This is a genomic window from Chloracidobacterium validum (genome assembly GCF_018304825.1).
GTDB classification, from domain to species: Bacteria; Acidobacteriota; Blastocatellia; order Chloracidobacteriales; family Chloracidobacteriaceae; genus Chloracidobacterium; species Chloracidobacterium validum.
In genome coordinates this window covers 722,216-741,887 of record NZ_CP072649.1, presented here as the reverse complement: position 1 = coordinate 741,887, position 19,672 = coordinate 722,216, and the positions used below count along the sequence as shown (strand labels likewise).

At 60.0% G+C, this 19,672-nt stretch carries 16 protein-coding genes; 13 read left to right on the top strand and 3 right to left on the bottom strand.

Annotated features, from left to right (window positions below; all coding sequences use genetic code 11):
* The first annotated feature begins 63 nt into the window (after positions 1–63).
* Positions 64–570, top strand: a complete 507-nt coding sequence (locus J8C06_RS14195; RefSeq protein WP_211430078.1) for a Spy/CpxP family protein refolding chaperone — start codon at positions 64–66, stop codon at positions 568–570.
* 115 nt (positions 571–685) lie between these two features.
* Here J8C06_RS14195 and J8C06_RS14190 read toward each other — a convergent pair whose 3' ends face one another.
* Positions 686–1,012 (bottom strand): hypothetical protein, encoded by a 327-nt coding sequence (locus J8C06_RS14190; protein WP_211430077.1) that lies wholly within the window; start codon positions 1,010–1,012, stop codon positions 686–688.
* 430 nt (positions 1,013–1,442) lie between these two features.
* On the opposite strand from J8C06_RS14190, the gene J8C06_RS14185 reads away from it, so the two are divergent.
* From J8C06_RS14185 to J8C06_RS14140, 10 genes are all read left to right on the top strand, one after another.
* Complete coding sequence (locus tag J8C06_RS14185) at positions 1,443–1,988, top strand: SelL-related redox protein (protein WP_211430076.1); 546 nt, start codon at positions 1,443–1,445, stop codon at positions 1,986–1,988.
* Positions 1,985–2,743: an alpha/beta fold hydrolase gene (locus tag J8C06_RS14180; protein WP_211430075.1), complete on the top strand. Its 759-nt coding sequence runs from the start codon at positions 1,985–1,987 to the stop codon at positions 2,741–2,743. The genes J8C06_RS14185 and J8C06_RS14180 overlap by 4 nt, the downstream gene beginning before the upstream one ends.
* 5 nt (positions 2,744–2,748) lie before the next feature.
* Positions 2,749–5,019, top strand: coding sequence for a PEP-utilizing enzyme (locus tag J8C06_RS14175; protein ID WP_211430074.1), 2,271 nt, complete (start codon positions 2,749–2,751; stop codon positions 5,017–5,019).
* Positions 5,020–5,080: 61 nt separating this feature from the next.
* Positions 5,081–6,292: an ATP-grasp domain-containing protein gene (locus tag J8C06_RS14170; RefSeq protein ID WP_246602120.1), complete on the top strand. Its 1,212-nt coding sequence runs from the start codon at positions 5,081–5,083 to the stop codon at positions 6,290–6,292.
* A gap of 123 nt (positions 6,293–6,415) precedes the next feature.
* On the top strand, positions 6,416–6,892 hold the full coding sequence (locus J8C06_RS14165; protein WP_211430073.1) for a hypothetical protein: 477 nt from the start codon (positions 6,416–6,418) through the stop codon (positions 6,890–6,892).
* Positions 6,893–6,949: 57 nt separating this feature from the next.
* A complete protein-coding gene (locus J8C06_RS14160) occupies positions 6,950–7,147 on the top strand; it encodes a hypothetical protein (protein WP_211430072.1) in 198 nt (65 codons plus the stop codon).
* Positions 7,144–7,956 (top strand): carotenoid biosynthesis protein, encoded by an 813-nt coding sequence (locus J8C06_RS14155; protein ID WP_211430071.1) that lies wholly within the window; start codon positions 7,144–7,146, stop codon positions 7,954–7,956. Before J8C06_RS14160 ends, J8C06_RS14155 begins: the two co-directional genes overlap by 4 nt.
* Positions 7,957–8,031: 75 nt before the next feature.
* Entirely contained in the window at positions 8,032–8,289 is a 258-nt protein-coding gene (locus J8C06_RS14150) for a hypothetical protein (protein WP_211430070.1), read from the top strand.
* Between the two features lie 541 nt (positions 8,290–8,830).
* A complete protein-coding gene (locus J8C06_RS14145; protein WP_246602119.1) occupies positions 8,831–10,105 on the top strand; it encodes a HEAT repeat domain-containing protein in 1,275 nt (424 codons plus the stop codon).
* A gap of 13 nt (positions 10,106–10,118) precedes the next feature.
* On the top strand, positions 10,119–11,144 hold the full coding sequence (locus tag J8C06_RS14140; RefSeq protein WP_211430068.1) for a DNA-methyltransferase: 1,026 nt from the start codon (positions 10,119–10,121) through the stop codon (positions 11,142–11,144).
* 57 nt (positions 11,145–11,201) lie between these two features.
* On the opposite strand, the gene J8C06_RS14135 is transcribed toward J8C06_RS14140, so the two are convergent.
* A complete protein-coding gene (locus J8C06_RS14135) occupies positions 11,202–12,455 on the bottom strand; it encodes an MFS transporter (protein ID WP_211430067.1) in 1,254 nt (417 codons plus the stop codon).
* Complete coding sequence (locus tag J8C06_RS14130; RefSeq protein ID WP_211430066.1) at positions 12,452–12,997, bottom strand: DinB family protein; 546 nt, start codon at positions 12,995–12,997, stop codon at positions 12,452–12,454. Before J8C06_RS14130 ends, J8C06_RS14135 begins: the two co-directional genes overlap by 4 nt.
* Before the next feature lie 352 nt (positions 12,998–13,349).
* Between J8C06_RS14130 and J8C06_RS14125 the strand changes: the two genes are divergently transcribed.
* Both J8C06_RS14125 and J8C06_RS14120 read left to right on the top strand, forming a co-directional pair.
* The gene (locus tag J8C06_RS14125) at positions 13,350–15,239 is read left to right on the top strand and encodes a hypothetical protein (RefSeq protein ID WP_211430065.1); all 1,890 of its coding nucleotides are present in this window, start codon (positions 13,350–13,352) and stop codon (positions 15,237–15,239) included.
* A 119-nt stretch (positions 15,240–15,358) separates the two neighbouring features.
* The gene (locus tag J8C06_RS14120) at positions 15,359–19,531 is read left to right on the top strand and encodes an LVIVD repeat-containing protein (protein ID WP_246602118.1); all 4,173 of its coding nucleotides are present in this window, start codon (positions 15,359–15,361) and stop codon (positions 19,529–19,531) included.
* Positions 19,532–19,672: the final 141 nt, after the last annotated feature.

Genomic DNA, 19,672 nt, shown 5'->3' with positions numbered 1-19,672 from the left:
GTTCGCGGTCTGGGCGTGCCACCTCGGATCCCGCCCAAAGTCATTCGAGAAGGAGCATCACCTATGGTTCACCGTCTTAGTTTACGTCCTCTCGCCGTCGCTTTCGCGCTGGCTTTGACCCTGACGGGCGTGTTGGGGGGCGTTGCTTACGCTGCCGGACGCGACCGCGGGCCGGGTCACTTCATGGGCTTTTTCATGAAGCGCATGGCGGCGGAACTCAACCTCACCGAAGAGCAGCAAGCCCAGATTCGGCAGATTCTGGAAACCGAACGCGCCACCGCCGAGCCGCTCATGAAGCAGCTCAAGGCCGGCCACGACCAACTCCGTACGCTTGGACTGGACGGCATATTCAATGAAGCTCAGGTGCGGGTGATTGCCCAGCAGCAAGCCCAGACCATGACGGAGCTGATTGTTTCCAAGGAACGGGTCAAGGCGCAGGTAGCAGCGGTTCTCACGCCGGAGCAGCGGGAACGCGCCAAGCAGATGTTGGATCGCTTCCATCAGCGGATGCGCGAGCACCGGGGGCATCGTGGTCCCGGCTTTGGTCGCGGGCCGCTGCCGCCAATGTAGTCGCGGTTCGCCTTCCCGGAGTGCGTGAAACCCAGGTGGGTTTTCACGCGAACAACAATCGGGGCGCGCCAGGGAAGTTACCCAGCGCGCCCTGTTCACACTCGAGGCGATTCAGTCAAGCCGTAGCCATTCTCTTGGGCAAGTCGTCCGCCAGGCGCTGATTGGACACGCCCTCATTCGCTTGGGTTTTCGGACCGACGGGAACAAAGAATGTCTTCGCCCCGTTTCCCTCCGCCGAGGCCGGCGATTCATCGTGAATGTCAACCGGCAACAGCCCTTCCCGATATAGCGCGTAACCGCTACGCGAGCAGGCGATGACAGAGGCAATTCCACGGGAGGCAAACCACTGCTGCCACTTTTCGAGATCACGGTACTGCGGAGAATTCCGACTCTTGACGTAGGTTGAGAAACGATTTTCCTCGGTCAACTTGATGCGTGCCATGCTGGACTCTCCTTGGATGCAACCTAAAAACTGTGGCGGCAACACGCGCCGCCGCATCGCCCCTCATCCGTGGCTTCCGGGCGTCGTTTGCCCTGAGACGTTTCCTCGGCAAGCCAAGTGGGGGCTGTGTCGGGGACGATGGCGTAAAACCTTACTTTTACGTAAAGTTTTACGCCCAGAACTATAGCACCCAAAAACTGTTAGAAAACTCACGTTTAGCTGCCCAGGTGCGGCTGCAACCCGGAGACCTGACCGGCCAATGTGTGTGGCCGCACGGTTGAATCCAGCGCCGCGCGGATGATGCCGTTGGTCTCCTGCCCCACCAAGCACCCTCCCCCGCGCACATCACGGCTTTAGGAGTGCGTCCGAAGCGCTGGCGTTCGTTCGGTCAGCGCCTGGACGTTTGATCAGTTTGGAGGTTTGGCGTGAGATGATGAAACGTGTTCCACAGGACGTTCTGGTGCAGGATGTGAACGGGTTGAACCTAGCTGGCCCGACGCTTGCCGATCAGTTGACCGGTCCGGTCAACCTGCTGGTTTTTCTGCGGCATTTTGGGTGTGTGTTCTGCCGCGAAATCGTGGCCGATTTGCGCGACATCGCGGCTAGCACCCCTGACTACCCACCGGTCCTGTTCTTTTTCCAGGGCACGGTTGAGCAGGGCAAGACCTTTTTCGCGGGTCACTGGCCGGAGGCGCGCGCCGTGAGTGATACGCCACTGGTGTTTTACAAGGCGTTTGGCATCGAGCGGGGTGGTTGGCGTGAGCTGTTTGGCCCGGAGGTTTGGTCATGTGGGTTGCGGGCGGCGCGCAAGGGACATGGCATCGGCTTTCCGGTTGGCGATCCCTTCGTCATGCCGGGCGCGTTTCTCGTTTCCCCATCGGGGGCGATTCTGTGGGGGCATGACTTCAAGCACGCCGGCGACCACCCAGACTGGACATCCCTGCCGGTGGCAACCACATTGTCGGCTCAAGCATGACGCGCCCAACCATCATCGCCATTCATGGAAACGGCGGCGGGGCGTTTCGCTTCGCGCGACTTCGTCCATTCTTCACCGAGAACGCGCCGGTGGCCTTCGAGGCGCTGACGTTGCCGGGCTTTGGTGGCACGCCGCGCGATCCGGACTGCCGGACACTTGCCGATTACGCCGATCGGATTGAGCAATTTTTGACGCGCATTGACGCGCCCCGGATCCTCCTCGGACATGGCATCGGCGGTTCGCTGGCGCTGGAATATCTCCAGCGCTTCGCGCCTTCGGTGACGGGCGTCATCTTGCATGCGCCGGTTGGCGCGCGGCTGGATACGCGCTGGTTTCCACGGGTGATGGGGTTTCCTGCCACCCGCGAGTTAGGCAAACGCATGTTGGCTTCACCAGTGTTGCGTCCGCTCTGGCGACGGATGTTGTTTTCACAGCCGGTGCCGGACGACGTGGCCAACCGCTTCTTTGCCGAGTATGGCGCTTGCGAAGCCTTTGGCCAGATGTTCGAACTCATTACGGCCGAGTGGTTCGCAGCGTTGGAACCCATCACCATCCCGGCGATTCTGCTGTGGGGCGCACGTGAGCGCGTGCTGACGCTCGACCAGGCCGCCGATTTTCGGGCAAAGCTCCCGGCGGCGACCATCGAGATTGTCAGTGACTGGGATCACTTCCCGATGCTGGAACAACCGGAAGCCTACGCGCGCAAGCTCATGGCGCTGTCTGCTCGACTACTTGCGCCGGCCAACGTCGTTTGAAGCCCATGCTGAAATCTGAACGTTTTTTTGTCCGGCTTGGGGCTGCCTTGGGTTCCCGCCTAGGCGTTGGGCCAAAGGCAGCTTCTCTCGACCGGGCCGCGGCGGCCGGGCTGCCCGTGCCGGATGGCCTCATCGTCCTAGATGAGTTGTTCGGCGAAAGCTTGCGCCAGGGATGGCTTCAAGCAGCCGAAGGTCGTTTCGTCCTTCACGACGTGGCCACGTTTGAGCGGGCCCTGAACTTGCCGGTGGTGTCGCCGCGCTTGGCCGTCCGGTCGGCCTTTGCCGTCGAGGATGGTGCAACCAAAAGCCTGGCAGGGTATTTCGATTCGGTGTTGAACGTCGCCCCCCAGGACGTGGCGACCGCGCTGTGCGAGGTTTGGTGTTCGAGTCTCCGGCACGCAGCTCCGCACCGGCGCGATGTCATCGTCATGGCCATGGTGGACGCCCGCTGGGCCGGCGTTGCCGCCACCGAAACCGACCATGAAGATGATTTGATCAATGTCACGGAAGGTTTAGCTGATGACCTCGTTGGTGGGCGAGTGCCAGGCGAGACCCGCAACCTGCCAAAAATCAACGCTTTTGAAGGGCCGACGGAAAGCGGTTTCGCGGGACGACTACAGGTGTTGCTGCGTGACGTTCGGCGGGTTTTTGGTCGCGGCAACTGGGATGTCGAGTTTGCCGATGACGGCCGCCGCTGCTGGTTACTCCAGGTGCGCCCGCTGACCCAACCAGTGACCCGCAACGAGTGGTTCACCTATGCCAATCACCGGGAGATTCTGCCGCCGCTTCCCTCGCGCCTGATGACAAGCCTGATTGCTTCCTGTGCGCAGGATTTGTTTGATTACTACCGTGACTTCGATGCGCGCTTGCCGGCGAATCGTCCGTTCATCGAGGTTTTTGCCGGGCGGCCGTTCATCAACCTATCGCTACTGGCCGACATGATGCGGTTGTGGGGACTTCCAACGCGCTTGGTCACCGATGCCATTGGCGGACGCGACGTTTTCGGCCAGGGGCTGCGCTGGGGGCGATTGTGGCGGTCATGGCGCGCGCTGGTCAGATTAGGGTGGGCACAGTTGCAATCGGTTGGCTCGGCCCAAAACCGGATTGCCTGGCTAGCTCAGGTTGGCCAAGCGTCTGACTCAGACAACTTTACCACCTGCCTGACCGACTTGCAGACCGTTTACACGGCGCTCGTGCGGGAAATGTTTTCGCTCACGCAGGCCATCAGCGGACCCATGGCCGCGCTCCGGCGCTTGGGACTCCTGTCTGAATGGGCCGCGCGTCATGAAACCATTACGACACGCCTGATGACTGACCTCGATCCGCTCCGGGATTACGTGCAAGCGCACCCGTCGGTCGTGGATGTGCTCCGGCGGGGCGGCCTGCCACATGACGAAACCTTTCGGCAGCTTTGGCAAGACTACCTCGCGCGCTATGGCTTTCGCGGCATCTTTGAAAGTGACATTGCCCAACCGCGTTACCACGAGCAGCCGGAGGTATTGCTGGCCAGCCTCTGGCTTCCACGCGGAGCACTGACGCCGCCACCGTTACCTTGGTTTGCCTGGCTGGTGTATCCGGTGTGGTGGCAAGCGCGCCGGGCGCTTGACGCGCGCGAGCGGCTGCGGCATGCCGCCATGCAAACTTTCGACCGTCTCCGGCAGCGGCTGAAGCGCCTGGCGGAGCAGGCCTGTGCTACCGGAGCGTTACCGGCAGCGGAAGATGTCTGGTTGTTGGAAGTTGATGAGCTGAAACGGCTCGATGGCGGGTGGCGCGTCACGCCGGATTTTTTGGCGACCCGCCGGGAGGAACAGGCGCGGTTTGCGGAGTATGACTTCCCGGATGTCTTCCAGCGCTTTGATGACTTTACCGCCTTCATTCGCGCGCGGGCCGGCGGTGACTTGGTTGGTCAGCGCCTCCCGGGCATCGGATTGACCCGTGGCACGGCCGAGGGGCGCGCTTGGGTGTGCGACACACCGACCCTGCCGCCGGGAGACACCGACGAGCCGTATATTCTGGTTGCGCGAGCTGTGGATGCCGGCTGGATTCCAGTCTTTGCTGCCGTCGCCGGGGTGGTGGTCGAGATCGGCGGCGACCTGTCGCATGGCTCAATTGTGCTGCGTGAGCTTGGTCTGCCGTCCGTAACGAATGTGCGAGGTGTGACGCGCGTCATCCAGACCGGGGACCGCATTCGCGTTCAAGCGAGTGAGGGGGCAGTTGAAGTGCTCAAGTCAGGGGTTGGTGCAGTATCCCTTGCGTCAACACCAGCCCACGAATAAGAATGCACTTTCCGTACATACGCCTCGATGGTTTCACTTCTTTTGTGGGGAGCGTTCACTCATGCCGACTCGTCCGCTTACGATGCTGTGTCTGGCCAGTTATGAAAAAGGCGCGGAGTTCATGCGCGAGGTCAAGCGCCAGGGGTGGCGCGTGTATCTGGTTACCTCTGAAAGTATCCAGAATGCTGACTGGCCGCGTGAAAGTCTCGACGACATTTTTCTCATGCCGGATGACAACAAGAAGTGGCGGCTCAACGATGTGATTCTCGGCGTGAGCTTTTTGGCCCGAACGCACCGGATTGACCGCATCGTGGCGTTGGACGACTTCGATGTGGAAACCGCGGCCGCCCTGCGCGAGCACCTGCGCGTGCCGGGGATGGGGGAGACCACCGGCCGATATTTCCGCGACAAGCTGGCCATGCGCGCCAAGGCGCGGGAGCATGGCGTTCCGGCGCCGCCGTTTACGCCGGTGTTCAACGACGAGGTGGTGCGGGAGTATGTGGCCGAAACACCGGGTCCCTGGTTGGTCAAGCCGCGTTCGGAAGCTTCGACGATTGGTATCCAGCGCGTCAACTCGCCGGATGAACTGTGGGCCAGACTGGAAAGCCTAGGCGACCGGCGTTCCTTTCACTTGCTGGAAAAGTTCATTCCGGGCGATGTCTATCACGTGGACTCGATTGTTTCGGAGCGCGAAGTCGTGTTTGCGGCCGTGAGCAAGTACGCGCGCCCACCAATCGAGGTCATGCACGATGGTGATGTCTTTGCCACCCGCATCGTCGAGCATGACACCGATGATGAACAACAACTGCTGGAACTCAACCGGCGGGTTCTTCAGTCCATGGGCATGGTCTGTGGCGCTTCACATACTGAGTTCATCAAGGCGCACGCGGATGGCACGTACTATTTCCTTGAGACTTCAGCCCGGGTGGGCGGCGCTAACATCGTTGAGCTGGTCGAAGCGGCAACCGGGGTGAACCTCTGGGCGGAGTGGGCCAAGCTCGAATGCGCCGAGCCGTTTGGAGGCTATCGGCCACCACCGCCCCGGCGGGACTATGCCGGGCTTCTGATTTCACTGGCTCGGCAAGAACGCCCAGATACCAGCGCCTACAACGACCCGGAAGTCGCGTGGCGGCTCAACAAAGATTTTCATGCCGGCCTGATTGTCAAATCCCCCAGTTACGACCGCATCACGCACTTGCTGAACGATTACATGGCGCGCTTCCGGGTGGACTTCTTTGCGCGCCAACCGGTGCCTGACCGTCCCACCTGCTGACGGCCGTGACCGTCGCCGGTTTCAGTCCTGGGTGCACTTCAGTATGCTATAGAGAACGTCATCGGGACGCAGCCGCGCGCACTCGGTCTGGCAGCGCCGATTGGCTAAAGGAGCTTTCAATCTATGGCTGAACTGGCCGACGCCAGCCTGCTTGTCCGGTCGTTCATGCGGGCGTATCGCTACACCGCCTCCCAATGGCAGCCGGCGCGGCTTGCCAAACCACTTGCCGACTGCAACCTCGGTCTTGTGACGACGGCCGCGTTTCACTTGCCGACGCAACCAACCTTTGACCTCAAGCTGGCCGGTGATCCCTCGTTTCGCATCATTCCGACGGACTGCGACCTGTCCGCGCTCAAGGTCGGACACGTCAGCCCGTCGTTTGATCACACGGGCATTGAACGCGATCCCAACTTGGCGCTGCCCATCACGCGCGTTCAGGAACTCGTCTCGGAAGGGGTTGTCGGACGCTTGAACGCGCGGGCCTGGTCCTTTTGCGGTTCGATTGCCAAGCCCGGAGAACTCATCAGCCGAACCGCGCCGGAGGCAGCCCGCCAGGCACGCACCGACGAAGTGGATGTGGCCCTGCTGACCCCGGTCTGACCGATGTGCAATCAGTCGGTCGGACTGATCCAAGCGGCATTCGAGAATGAAGGCATCGTGACAGTTTCAATTTCGCTTTACCGTTTCGTCACCGAAAAGGTACGTCCGCCGCGGGCGCTCTGGGTGCCCTTTCCGTTGGGGTATCCGCTTGGCGCGCCGGACGATCCGGCCCTCCAGCGGCGGGTCATTCTGGCCGCGTTGGACTTGCTCACGGCGGATGAGGCATTGCCGCTCATCCGCGACTTTCAACCATGACCGATACGCTCCAACTGCTCGTCGGGACGGTGGCGCTCCGGCCCTACGTCTTCGTGTTTTTGCTGGCCTATCTGTTTCTGGCCGTGGCGCGGATGGGATGGCTGCGGACGCTGGTCTGGACGGTCACGGCTTACCTGATTGCCTTTGCCTGCGAGTGGAGTTCGATTCACAACGGGTTTCCGTTCGGGCTGTATCACTACATTGACCGGACGAGTGACCGGGAGTTGTGGGTGGCCGGTGTCCCTTTTTTCGACTCGCTGTCGTTTGCGTTTTTGTCGTTCATCAGTTTTGAAGCAGCCGTCCTGTTGCGCCTGCCGTGGACGCCCCGGCCGACTGCGGCCGATGATCGCGCGGCCCGGCAGTCGTGGTGGACGATTGGGTATGCGGGACTGCTGATGATGCTGCTCGACATCGTGATTGACCCGGTCACACTTCAGGGCGAGCGGTGGTTTTTGGGGAAGCTTTACTACTACCCGCAGGGCGGGCCGCATTTTGGCGTGACGATTGAAAACTACGTTGGGTGGTTCATCGTCGGCGTACTGATTACGACCACGTTTCGGCTGCTCGACGCCACTTGGCTGCGCCGCGTCCCACCGCGTGGCGCCTTCGAGTTCCCATGCCAGCGCCTTGCCCCGCTCGGCGTCTATTTTGGGATTTTTGCCTTCAACATCGCGGTCACGTTCTGGATTGGCGAAACGACCATGGGGTGGGCGAGCACGTTCCTGGTCTTGGTCATCGCGTGGATGTTCGTTCAGCACCTCACGGCGCCGCGCCCGCGCGCGGCCAAGTCCCGTGCCGGAAATGCTTAGGACGGCTGATAGGACGCTTTTCGTCTGCCGGCCAGCCGATCCGCACCAAGTCGTGGCATCCGGGAAGAACTTGTTTTGGCCAAGCCGGTCGCGCGCCACACGACAACACGACACGATTTGGTTGCTGGTTCCGACCGCGAATGGACATTCTCTCCTGCTCAGGTGGGGAAGGATACCAGTGATCAGGTTGCTCTGCTGGATGCGTCCAAAGGAAAGGATGTGGCGGTGAAAAAACAACATGCCAGTGAGCCGCAGTTCTTCACGTTCAATAACAATGGTTCACATTTCTTGGTTTCACCAGTGCGCGGTGGCAACCCTCCCGCGTTGCTCTAATTGAAGGCACTTCGATGGCAATGCCACGCGGCTTCGAGTCGCTGATGGTAGATGGTCATTTTGTTTCGGACAGGTCAAAGGTTATTGGACTCGGCGGTGATGGTGATTTGCGGGTATATGACTTGGGTTCTAAACAGCGACTTTTCAAGGTGAAAGTAAGGATGCAGTCTTCCGCTGCTTATTGTTCTCAGAGTATTTTTCAAAGTTATCTTGAAAGCTATTTTGGAATCTGTTTTCTAGTTTAGCCGCCAGGGCTCGACTATGAAGACACGAAACAGGAGGGAACAAGGTGGCTTCGCGTCAAGCTTTCAAGAAAGACTCTAGCTTTTTCCGAATGTTGGCAGTTGGCGCTGTCGGCGCGCAGTCCGTTCAACAATACTTGAATTCCTTGGGCCACCAAGTTATCGAACTGGAAAGCGGCTCACTTGCAACTCGAATCTGGCGTGACGTGAAGAGGAAGCGCGTACGGATCCCCGACCTCTGTTGCACTCGGTGTGGGGTGAGGATCGAGTCCCGGGCGAAAACAAGCGCCGACCTGAGCATGTCGCACTCACCACGCGAAGCGGAGCGAGCCTGGCACTATGGCATGGTGGACTCGGATTGGATTGCCTTCCCAATTCTTTCGGTGGAGGAAAGCGAGTGGAATTTGGGCAGCCTACGGGAAGGTCGTTCGCTATGGAGAGAACGCACTCTGACTTTTTTGCACGTTGAGGGGCTGATAAACCTCTTCACTGTCGGTTCCTTGAAAAGCATCACCCCGCAACAACGCAAACCGAAAGGCGTAACTGAGGGGTCTGAGATTCAGGTGAAGTGGAAAGCCCGATTTGCCCCTGGCGACGGAAGAGTCATCAGAGTGGAAAACGGGAGTTTATATTACAGGCTTGAAAGCAAGCTGGAAAGTCTACGCCACTTTCGACTTGCTAGCAACGAAGAAGCTTTCCTCAGTCCAGAAGAACAGTTCAAGAAAAACCAAGTCTTGGCGGGTCAAGTTACTCCCCTGACTGGAAACGCATGTCATTGCGCCGGAGGATGCACCACTGAGAAGATTAAACAGATGCTCGCTTCACGCGAGCGCACCGTTCGATTTACCGGCTGCAAGCTCGCCAAGGTTACCAAGGACACCGGCCTTGCGGATCAAATCCAAGAGTTGGCAGAAGACACAGCGGAAGACCCGTACGTTCGCATGGAGGCAAAGTCTTACCTCTGTGAGGTCAGAGGAGACTCTGCTGACAAGGTGTTCGCCTCGACATTGCTGGGCGACTCCGACGATCAAATGCGGCTCGAGGCTGCCATAGCTCTTGCCGAAATCGGCACTCAGAGTTCTTTCGAGCTTTTGTGTAAGGTGCTTAACGACCATCAACAGCCATTGTTTTTGAGGAGGGCCTGTGCTTGGGGCATCGGGTGCCATGGGACTCCGGAGTCCGGTAGGGTCTTAGTCCGGGCGTTCAGGGACGTCGAGCCTGAAATCCGCCGAGAGGCGCTCGTTGCGCTTCAGGATATTGGAACTGTGGCTTTGGATGCTCTGCTGGAGGGGTTGCAGGACTCATCGAGCGATATTGCCTCCGGTGCTGCAGAGACCCTGCGCCGGATTGATGGCTTACCTGTGGAGCAGGTTGCTGAAAAACTAACTGCATTGCTAACGAATTCGGCGGCGTCAACTTGGCCGACTTGGGCGCTGGCGAACCTTCCGAAGGAAGCCGTCCTGCCTCACATTGAGTCACTGCAAGATGAAAAAGTCCGCTACGCTGTTTCGGTGCTATGGGCGTTCCTGGAAAGCTGGATTGCTGAAGACTGGACTCCGAAGTCAACACCGTGAAAGAAGACACGATATGACAACACTGTTTCAGACATTGCCCCAGCCTGCCTATTTCACACGTAACGGTGCCTGCTACCTCGGCGATTCCTTGAAACTACTCCGGCGACTTCCGGGAGACTGTGTCGATCTTGTCGTTACATCTCCTCCATTCGCTCTCTTGCGACAAAAAGCATACGGAAATAGAGACCAGGAGGAGTACGTTACTTGGCTCTGCGCATTCGGCAACGAAATCCGCCGCGTGCTACGTGATACGGGTAGCTTCGTACTCGACCTAGGCGGCGCCTACCAGCGAGGTGTACCCGTTCGTTCTCTCCATCAATATCGTGTGTTGCTAAAAATGTGTGATGAAGTCGGCTTCTACCTCGCCGAGGAGTTCTTTTGGTACAACCCGGCGAAGTTACCCTCTCCAATCGAATGGGTGAACAAACGAAAGCTGCGAGCCAAGGACGCGGTGAACACCCTGTGGTGGTTTTCAAAGTCTGAATGGCCGAAGGCAGATGTCCGGCAGGTACTGGTACCGTACTCGGAGCGGATGAAGACTCTGCTCAGAAATCCTGAGGCTTTTTACCGGCCCAAAAACCGTCCGTCGGGCCACGGCATCAGCAGTGGCTTTGGAACTGACAATGGGGGTGCCATTCCTTCCAACCTGCTTCGGATCCCCAACACGGAGAGCAGCTCGTCTTACCTCCGGCTGTGCAAGCTCGTAGGGGTCAAGCCACATCCGGCAAGGTTCCCGGCGGCCTTGCCGGAGTTCTTTATCAGGTTTCTCACGACGGAACAGGATCTCGTTCTCGACATTTTTGCCGGATCGAACACGACTGGATACGTTGCGGAGCAACTCGGGCGCAAGTGGATCGCGCTGGAACTTGACGCAAGTTACGTTGCCGGCTCCGCACTCCGGTTCATGGAAAGCCTTTCTGAGCGTGACGTAACGAGAATGTTCGCCTCGTTCGCTATCGGTTCAAGGAATGAGCCGGTGGACCTTTCTGGACTGCCCACGCTGTTCGATCTGGCGAAGGTTGAACGTGGCACCTGGTGAATTGTAGAACCGTCAAGAATTCGGCCGTGCCGGTGAGGGCGGAATCTCACCATGTCATCACGGAGATTTTTCAAACCCGCTTTCATAGCGGGCCAGCCACTCAACGGCCAAGGTCGCCCCGACCGCTAGGAGCGCGGTGACGGCAATGAGTCCGTCCATGGCGGCCAGCTTTGCGCCCAGTCCACCCAGCAGCGCGCCGGTCACCGCGCCAACACCGAGCAAAACCGAATAAACGCCCATGGTCGCGCCGCGCCCGGCTTGTTCTCCGACGGCTTCCGCCAGCAGCGCCAGCGCGGTTGGCGTAAATCCACTTTCGACCATGATGGCCAGTGCCGTTCCCGCGCCGATCAGCCAGCGAACGAGCGGTGGCTGGCCGCCGGCGTGATTGAGCAGGTAAAACCCCAGACAGGCCGCAAACAAACCGCCTAACGCCATGCGCAGGGCCGTGATCCGCCGCAGGCGGTGGAGAATGAAGCTCCACCCCGTGACGCCCGTGGCAAAGATGACCGCGTAGCCAAAGAGCGCCCACCCGACGCCATCCGGGTTGTCGGCAAAAACACCCGTGAGAAACTGCCCGCGGCGGTCGGAGAGGGTCAGCAGAAACGGCAGCGTCGAGCCAAGCCAAACGCCAACCATGGCATTGATGCAAACCCACGCCGGCGCCAGGCGGCGCAACATCGGCGCGGCCAGCGCCGCGCGCAGTCCCGCCCAGGCGTTTGACGGCCGCCCACGCCCCTGCGCGCCATAGACGAATAAGCCGGTGGCCGCCAGATAGAGGCCGGCCGCGGCCGAAAAGCCCCAGTGTCCGATGGTTTTCCACAAGAAGCTGGCCAGGACGCCGCCGAACGCCAGCCCGCCCAGCAGCGACATCTCGAAAAAGCTCATGACCTTGCCGCGCCGGGCCGCATCGGTGGCGGTTGCCTCGCTGAGAAACGCCAGCACCGATGGCGTCGTCGCGGCAACCGCCAACCCTTCGAGGGCGCGAGCCAGGAAAAACACCGCCACCAGGCTGCTCAGTCCAAACAACTGCACCGCGATGGCGCCAAGCAATGCGCCGAAGGTCATCATCGTCCGTGGCGTCCGGGCATCGGCCAGGACGCCCATGGGAAGCGCCCCGACGAGTTCCGCGCCAAAGGCGACGGCGGTGAGCGCCCCAACGAGACCGGCGTCGAACGCGCGTCCTGCGGCGACCAGGGCCGCGAGATACAAGCCGATTAACACGCCGCCCGTCGCGCCGGCAATCCGCATCAGGGCGTTGCCAAACAAAACGGCGGTCAGGGCCGAGGGCAGCGCGGAAGTGGGTGGTGTCATGCGACGGCGGTGAGTCCGCTCCGAATGAAACCCAAGTGCATCTCGGTGTGCCGAACGTGCAGTGCGAAGATTTCAGCCAAGGTGGCCAATCCCCACGGAACCGGGAGCGTCAGCTCGAGCTGGGCGTCGCTGGTGCGTTCGAGCCAGGCGAGCGTTTCGGTTCGGGTCTCCCGGGCCATAGCCACGAGTTCATCAAAGGACTTGTCACGGTGCTTCAAAATCCACTGATCATTGAGCGCGTGCACCGCCGCCATGGCTTCTTCACGTGGGCGGGTGGGCGCGTTTGCCTGACGCGCCGGGGCCGCGGACGGGTTCTCCGCCAGGGCCTGTTCAATTTGCCGGTTGAAGTAGCGTTCAATGCCGATGAGGTGAGCTAGGTGATCGCAGGGTGTCCAGATGATGTCGGGGTTGGCGCGGCTTGGTTTGAGTGGGCACCGTCGTTTTTCGTCTGGAAGGGACGCCAGTTCCTGAAGTGAGGACTCCAGGTTCTGCGTCAACATCGTCGCCAGTGTCGTCCGGGAGAGAGCGGGCGTGGCATCCATGGTTGGAATTTCCTTTGTCGCAAGATTGAGCGCCAGCGGCGCGAGCATCGTTGTCGGCAACCCATCGTAGTCGGTTTCCGGCTGGTCCTGGAAAGCTTTTTATGCTGCGGCTGCCGGGAGTTTTTTTACGGCTTGGCTGGGAAGCGCTGTCGTGTAGCGGCTAAACGCCGGTTGCGCGCGCCTAGTTTGCCTTCCAGCAATGATCCTTTGCCAAACTACCGTTTGACACCCTGTGAAAGGTGTGATTGCTTACAAAGCAGGTAAAAGCAGGTTCCCTGTCATCTGGTGTATCCGGTGGTGGCGCCAATCGTCACGGCGGCATCCTATCTCTAGGCTCAATAGGAGTTTCGGCATGAATCAGGCTTGCCGTTGGGTTGCCCTTGTCGTCGGGTGGTTGAGTGTGTGGTTTGGCTTGACCGTTACCGCGCAAAATCTGACGACCGCTTCGGAAGCCGCCCTCACGGCGGCGGTTCAGGACACCCGCGCCGGGCAGGATGGTCCGCGCGTTCCGCGCACGGCCGATGCCATACCGGAGCTGCGCGATCTGACTGTGCCGGGTGCCGAGGGGCCGAGCAGTGTCAAGTCTCGGAGCGAGCGCCGCGAGAGTGACGTGGGCGTGCCCATCGAAGATCGCTGGCGCATCGGTTTTCCAGAGTGGAGCCGGTATGAGAAGGGCCGCCTTTTGAACCCATACCGGCTCAACGTGCTGAAAGGGGATTACCCGATCATTGGGCAGCACACGTTTCTGGTCTTGACGTTTGAAAGCATTACCTTCGTGGATGGACGACGGACGCCGCTTCCGCAAGACATCAACGCCCGGCGACCCGGTGCGGCGGAGTTCTTCGGGCGCGGCGGGCAGTTCCTCAACCAGCAGAACTTCATTGCATCGGTCGAGTTGTTTCATGGCGACACGGCCTTCAAGCCACCCGATTGGCGGATCAAGTTCACGCCGGTTTTCAATCTCAACTACCTGGCCGTGCGCGAGAACGGGATTGTCAACCGTGACGTCCGCAAGGGGACGACGCGATTTGACACACACATCGGTTTCCAGGAAGCCTTTGCCGAAGTGCGACTGGGCGACACACCCAAGCTGTTTCCATTCTTGCGTGGAAGGGGCAGCCGCGGCGGCCACAGTCCGTTCTTTGACTCGACCTCGCTCCGGGTGGGCATCCAGCAGTTCAACAGCGATTTTCGCGGGCTAATTTTTGACGACTTCAACCTTGGGGCGCGGCTCTTCGGGAATTTCCGCGACAACAAGTGGCAGTTCAATGCGGCCTTCTTTTACATGCTGGAAAAGGATACCAACAGTGGCATCAATACCTTTGACCAGCGGAATCAGCGCGTCTGGATCGCCAACCTCTATCGGCAGGACTTCATCAAGCCCGGCTACACGATGCAGTTGAGTGTCCACTACAACGACGACCAGCCAAGCATCAAGTTTGACCAAAACCGCTTTCTGGTGCGTCCGGTACAGGTTGGTCCCGTCACGCCGCACAGCGTCAAGGCCGGCTACATTGGCTGGACCGGCAATGGTCACTTCCGGCGCATCAACATCAACCATGCCTTCTATCAAGTGTTCGGCCGCGATTCGCTCCAACCGATTGCCGGTCGTCCCACCCGCATCAACGCGCAGTTGGCGGCGCTGGAGCTGTCCTATGACCGCGATTGGCAGCGCTTCCAGGTGTCGGGCTTTTTCTCATCCGGCGACTCGAACCCAACCGACCGGGTCGCCCGCGGGTTTGATTCGATTCTCGACAACCAGTTCTTTGCCGGCGGTGAAAATAGTTTCTGGAACAGCCAGGAAATTCGCCTGACTCGCGCCGGCGTCGCCCTGGTGACCCAGGGGAGTCTCATTCCAAGCTTGCGCAGCAGCAAGCTGCAAGGGCAGGCAAACTTCGTCAATCCGGGCATCATTGTGGCGAATGTCGGCTATGAAGCCAACCTCACGCCCAAACTCAAGCTGCTGGCCAATTTGAACTACCTGCGTTTCCACCACACCGAGTCCTTGCAACTGCTGACGTTCCAGCGCCGCATCCGCAACAACGTGGGGATTGATTATGGCGCCGGCGTGGTCTATCGCCCGCTGTTGAGCGAAAATATGATTATCAAAGGTGGCTTCTCGGTGATGAATCCACTCGATGGCTTCAAGGATATTTTCACCTCGAACTGCTCAGGGCTGAACTGCGGCGCGCAGTCGCGCTTCTTGTTTTCGCTCTACGCCAAGGCCATTTTCACGTTCTGACAAGCTGCGGTAGCCGGGTGTTTCCCCAAGTCGCTTGGCTGCCGGAAGGGTTATTCGCAATGGCTACTGCCTTCAGACTGAAAGCTCTCATACTGTGCGCGGCGGTGGGAGCCGCGTTTGTGGGATTCAGCGTTTTCCCGGCGCTCAAACCGGTTGCCGGTGATGATGCGGTGAATGATTCGTCACTGCAAAGCGTGACGACCGGCGCGCCGGTGGCGGCTGGAGGACAAGCCGACCCGCCGAAACCGTCGCCGCCCGTTGATCCGGCAACTGCCCGCTCCCGAATTTACCGCGCTGCCAAAGACAAGTCCGAAGACGACTGGAAGCTCCAGAACGCGAATGACAGCGGTTGCCTGAGTTGCCATACCGGCTACGAAGGTGGCTACAAGACGGCCCACATTGCCCCGGATGGCAGCCCGTTGAACATCGGACGCAACATCACTTGTGTCTATTGCCATGGCGGTAATGGCGAGATTACGAAACCGGCCGGAAGCGACAAAGGGCAGACCGCCTACATCAAGGCACAGAATGAGGCCCATCCCCAGCCAACGAACCCAAAGCTGTGGAAGCGCAAGGATGGCTCGGCCAAGTCGGCCAACCCGGAGCTGTCTTACACGGCGCTGCTCAAGGAAAACCTTGACTTCGTGCGGTTCGTCAACCCAGGCGACCTGCGGGTTGCAGACATCACCTGCGGGGAGTGCCACAACAAGGATGCCCGGCTCGATGGGCAGGCCTTCATCGTGGACAAGGTCAAGACCAGCATGATGACCCACGGAGCCATGCTGTGGGGCGCGGCGCTCTATAACAATGGCGCTTACCCCTACAAAGACACCCGCTGGGGCGAAAGCTACAACGAGGATGGCGCCCCGCAGGCCATCATGTCGATCAAGCCCCCGACGCCAGCGGAGCGCAAGTACCGTGGCATCGTGCCGTTCATCACGCCGCTACCGCGGTGGGAGGTCACGCAGCCGGGCAATATCCTGCGCGTGTTCGAGCGCGGTGGGCGCAAGCAGTCCGAGGTCGGCAATCCGTTCCCCGAAGCCGACCTGGCCGGTTTGCCCGAAGTGAAGCTCAGCCCACGCGGCTACGGGACGTTCCTGCGCACCGATCCGGTATTTCTCGGCCTGCAGAAAACCCGCTTGCTCGATCCGCTCACCTCGCTGATGGGAACGAATGACCATCCAGGCGACTATCGGTCGAGCGGCTGTACGGCCTGCCACACGCCCTATGCCAACGACCGCTCGACGGTGCATTCCTCCCCCAAGTTTGATTACGCCCACACCAACCGCGGCACGACCAAGACCGACGACCCCACGATTCCCAAGGACGAGCCAGGCCATCCGGTTCGCCACGTCCTGACCAATGCCATGCCGACCAGCCAGTGCATGGTCTGCCACATGCACCCCGGCACGAACATGCTCACGACCTATCAGGGTTTCATGTGGTGGGATAATGAAACCGATGGCCGCCCGATGTACCCGGAAACGCCGCTCAAGCGCAGCGACGAAGAACTGGAAAACATTGCCCGCCACAACCCGGAAGGCTCGGCCCAGCGCGGCAAATGGGGCGACCGGGCGTTTTTGGGGGAGGTCTGGACGGAGGTCAACCCCAAGGCACAACGGACGCAATTTGCCGACTTCCACGGTCACGGTTGGATTTACCGCGCCGTCTTCAAGCAGGATCGCAAGGGCCGCTACCTGGATGAAAACGACCAACCGGTAGCGAATGTCACCTCGGATGCGCTCCGCGACGCCGTGGCGTACACCTCGGAAGGCGTCGAGGTCAACAAGCCGACGACGCGCAACGGTGTGCCGGTTCACCTCAAGGACATTCACCTTGAGAAGGGGCTGCACTGCGTGGATTGCCACTTTTCACAGGACGGCCATGGCGACCGGCTCATCTATGGTGAACCCCGCGCCTCGATTGAGATTAGCTGCCAGGATTGCCACGGCTCGATCTATGCCTACGCCAACCCGAAGTCTCTCACGAGCGGCTTTGCTGGCGGCGCGCGGAAGAAGAGCGCCGATGATGCGCTCGTCACCGGAAAATTCACGGCGCGCAACAAAACCGAAGCTGAAGCGCCGGGTGGTAGCAACTCACTGGATGGCTACAAGACCCGGACGGTCTATGACCGCGACCCATCCAAGCGCCGCCCCCGCGGCTTCCGGCAGGCGTCGGTGCTCGAAATCCCGACGACTGGACCCTACAAAGGCAAGGTTATCCAGTACTCGATGGTGGACCCAGAGAAGTTTTGGGTAGTCGTTCAGACCAAGGATTCTGTCACCCCCGGACATGAGCACTACAGCGAGAAATCGCACTACGCCAAGCTGCTGATGAAGGGCGATGTCTGGGACCCCAAGGCGCCGCCAGATGAAAGCAAGGACACCCAACTGGCGCACAGCGACCAGAAGATGACCTGTTATGCCTGTCATTCGGCCTGGATGACGAGCTGCTTTGGCTGCCACCTGCCAATGGTTGCCAACCGGAAGCGCCCGATGAACCACAACGAAGGTGGACCAGAAACGCGCAACTGGACTTCCTACAACTTCCAGGTGCTCCGTGATGACGTGTTCATGCTCGGCATTGATGGCACGGCGACGGGCAACCGGATTGCTCCGGTGCGCTCATCGTCGGCCGTCATCGTCGGCTCGCAAAACGCCAACCGGCTGTGGCTTTACTCGCAGCAGCAAACGATTTCTTCGGAGGGCTATTCGGGGCAGGCCATGAACACGCACGTGCCGCACACGGTGCGGGCGCGGGAGACGAAGGGCTGCACCGACTGCCACATTTCCAAAGACAATGACAACAACGCCATCATGGCGCAGTTGTTGCTCCTCGGAACGAACTACGTCAACTTCCTCGGTCGCTATGTCTATGTCGCCGAGGGGCACCACGGCATCTCGGCCGTCGTGGCGACCGAGCGCGATGAGCCACAGGCGGTTATCGGCAGCACCCTCCATGAACTGGCGTATCCGAAGCAATACAAGAAGCACAGGGCCGGCGGCGACAAGCTCCATGAGCACTACCATCACCACGGTCATGCGTTGAGCCTCCAGATGCGCGGCGAGTATCTCTATGTGGCGGAAGGCGAGCACGGCGTGCACGTCTATGACATCGCCAACATTGACAACAAAGACTTCTCCGAACGAATTACGACCGCGCCGGTGTCGCCGCTCGGACAGCGTTTTTACGTCAAGACCAAGTACGCCACCGCCATTGCTTCGCCCACCACGCTGGGCGTTGACCCGACTCGGCAACGGTTCCCGGAAAATGAAGAGCAGCCCATCAGCCTGGTCTATGCGTATCTCTACGTGAGCGACCGGGAGGAAGGGCTGGTCATGATCAACGCCGCCACGCTGCTGGACGGCGATCCAAACAACAACTTCATCAAGAAGGACTACACGTTCAACCCGAATGGCCTGCTCAACGGCGCTGAGAACCTGACCGTGGCCGGTGACCATGCCTACATCCTGTGTGACCGTGGCTTGGTGATTGTCAATATCGCCAACGCGGCCGCGCCCAAAGTCGTCTCGGTGGTCGAAGGCTTCAAGAAACCCAAGGGTATCGCCGTCCAGTTCCGCTATGCCTTTGTCACCGATGCGGTCGGGATGCACGTCGTGGACATCACGCTTCCAGAGAAAGCTCGCCTGGTGCCAGGCGCAACGGTGCCCCTGGAAGATGCCCATCAAATTTACGTGGCGCGGACCTATGCTTACGTGGCCGGTGGCAAACAGGGCCTGGTGATCATTGATGTCGAGCGACCTGAGCAGCCCACCATTGACCAGGTCTTTACGGCCGGCGGCGTCATCAACGACGCGCACGATGTCAAGGTCGGGATGACCAACGCCAGCGCCTTTGCTTACATTGCCGACGGCAAAAATGGACTGCGGGTAGTCCAACTGACGTCGCCGGAGACCATGGCGACGAATAGTGGCTTCAGTCCTCGCCCAGAACCGCGGTTGATTGCCACGCATCCGACCAAAGGCGAGTCGCTCGCCGTATCAAAGGGACTTGACCGCGACCGTGGCGTGGACGAAAGCGGTCATCAGTTGGTTGTTTTTGGGCGGCGTGGGGCGCGCCCGTTCAAGCTCGATGAAATGCGGCGGCTGTACCTCAAACCGGATGGCACGGTTTACACCGTGTCGAATGAAGTTCCGAAAGGACCAACCAAGGGGTGGTATGCGGAAGCCAGGGAGGCGCAACCAACGTCAGCTTCCTGGTGGCCGCTGGGCTGGCTGGCGCTTTTTGCCGTGATAACCCCCTTTGCCATACGTTGGCGGCGGCGCCGCTAACGTCCGTCATCTTCCCATCACCAAGGAAACGCGGGCCCGATTGCCCGCGTTTTCGTCGGTGGTGGTTTGCGCCGACTTCAACGGGATGCCGAATCTCGGCATCCCGGCTGTCAACCAAAGCCAAGGACCAAGCCAAGGCAG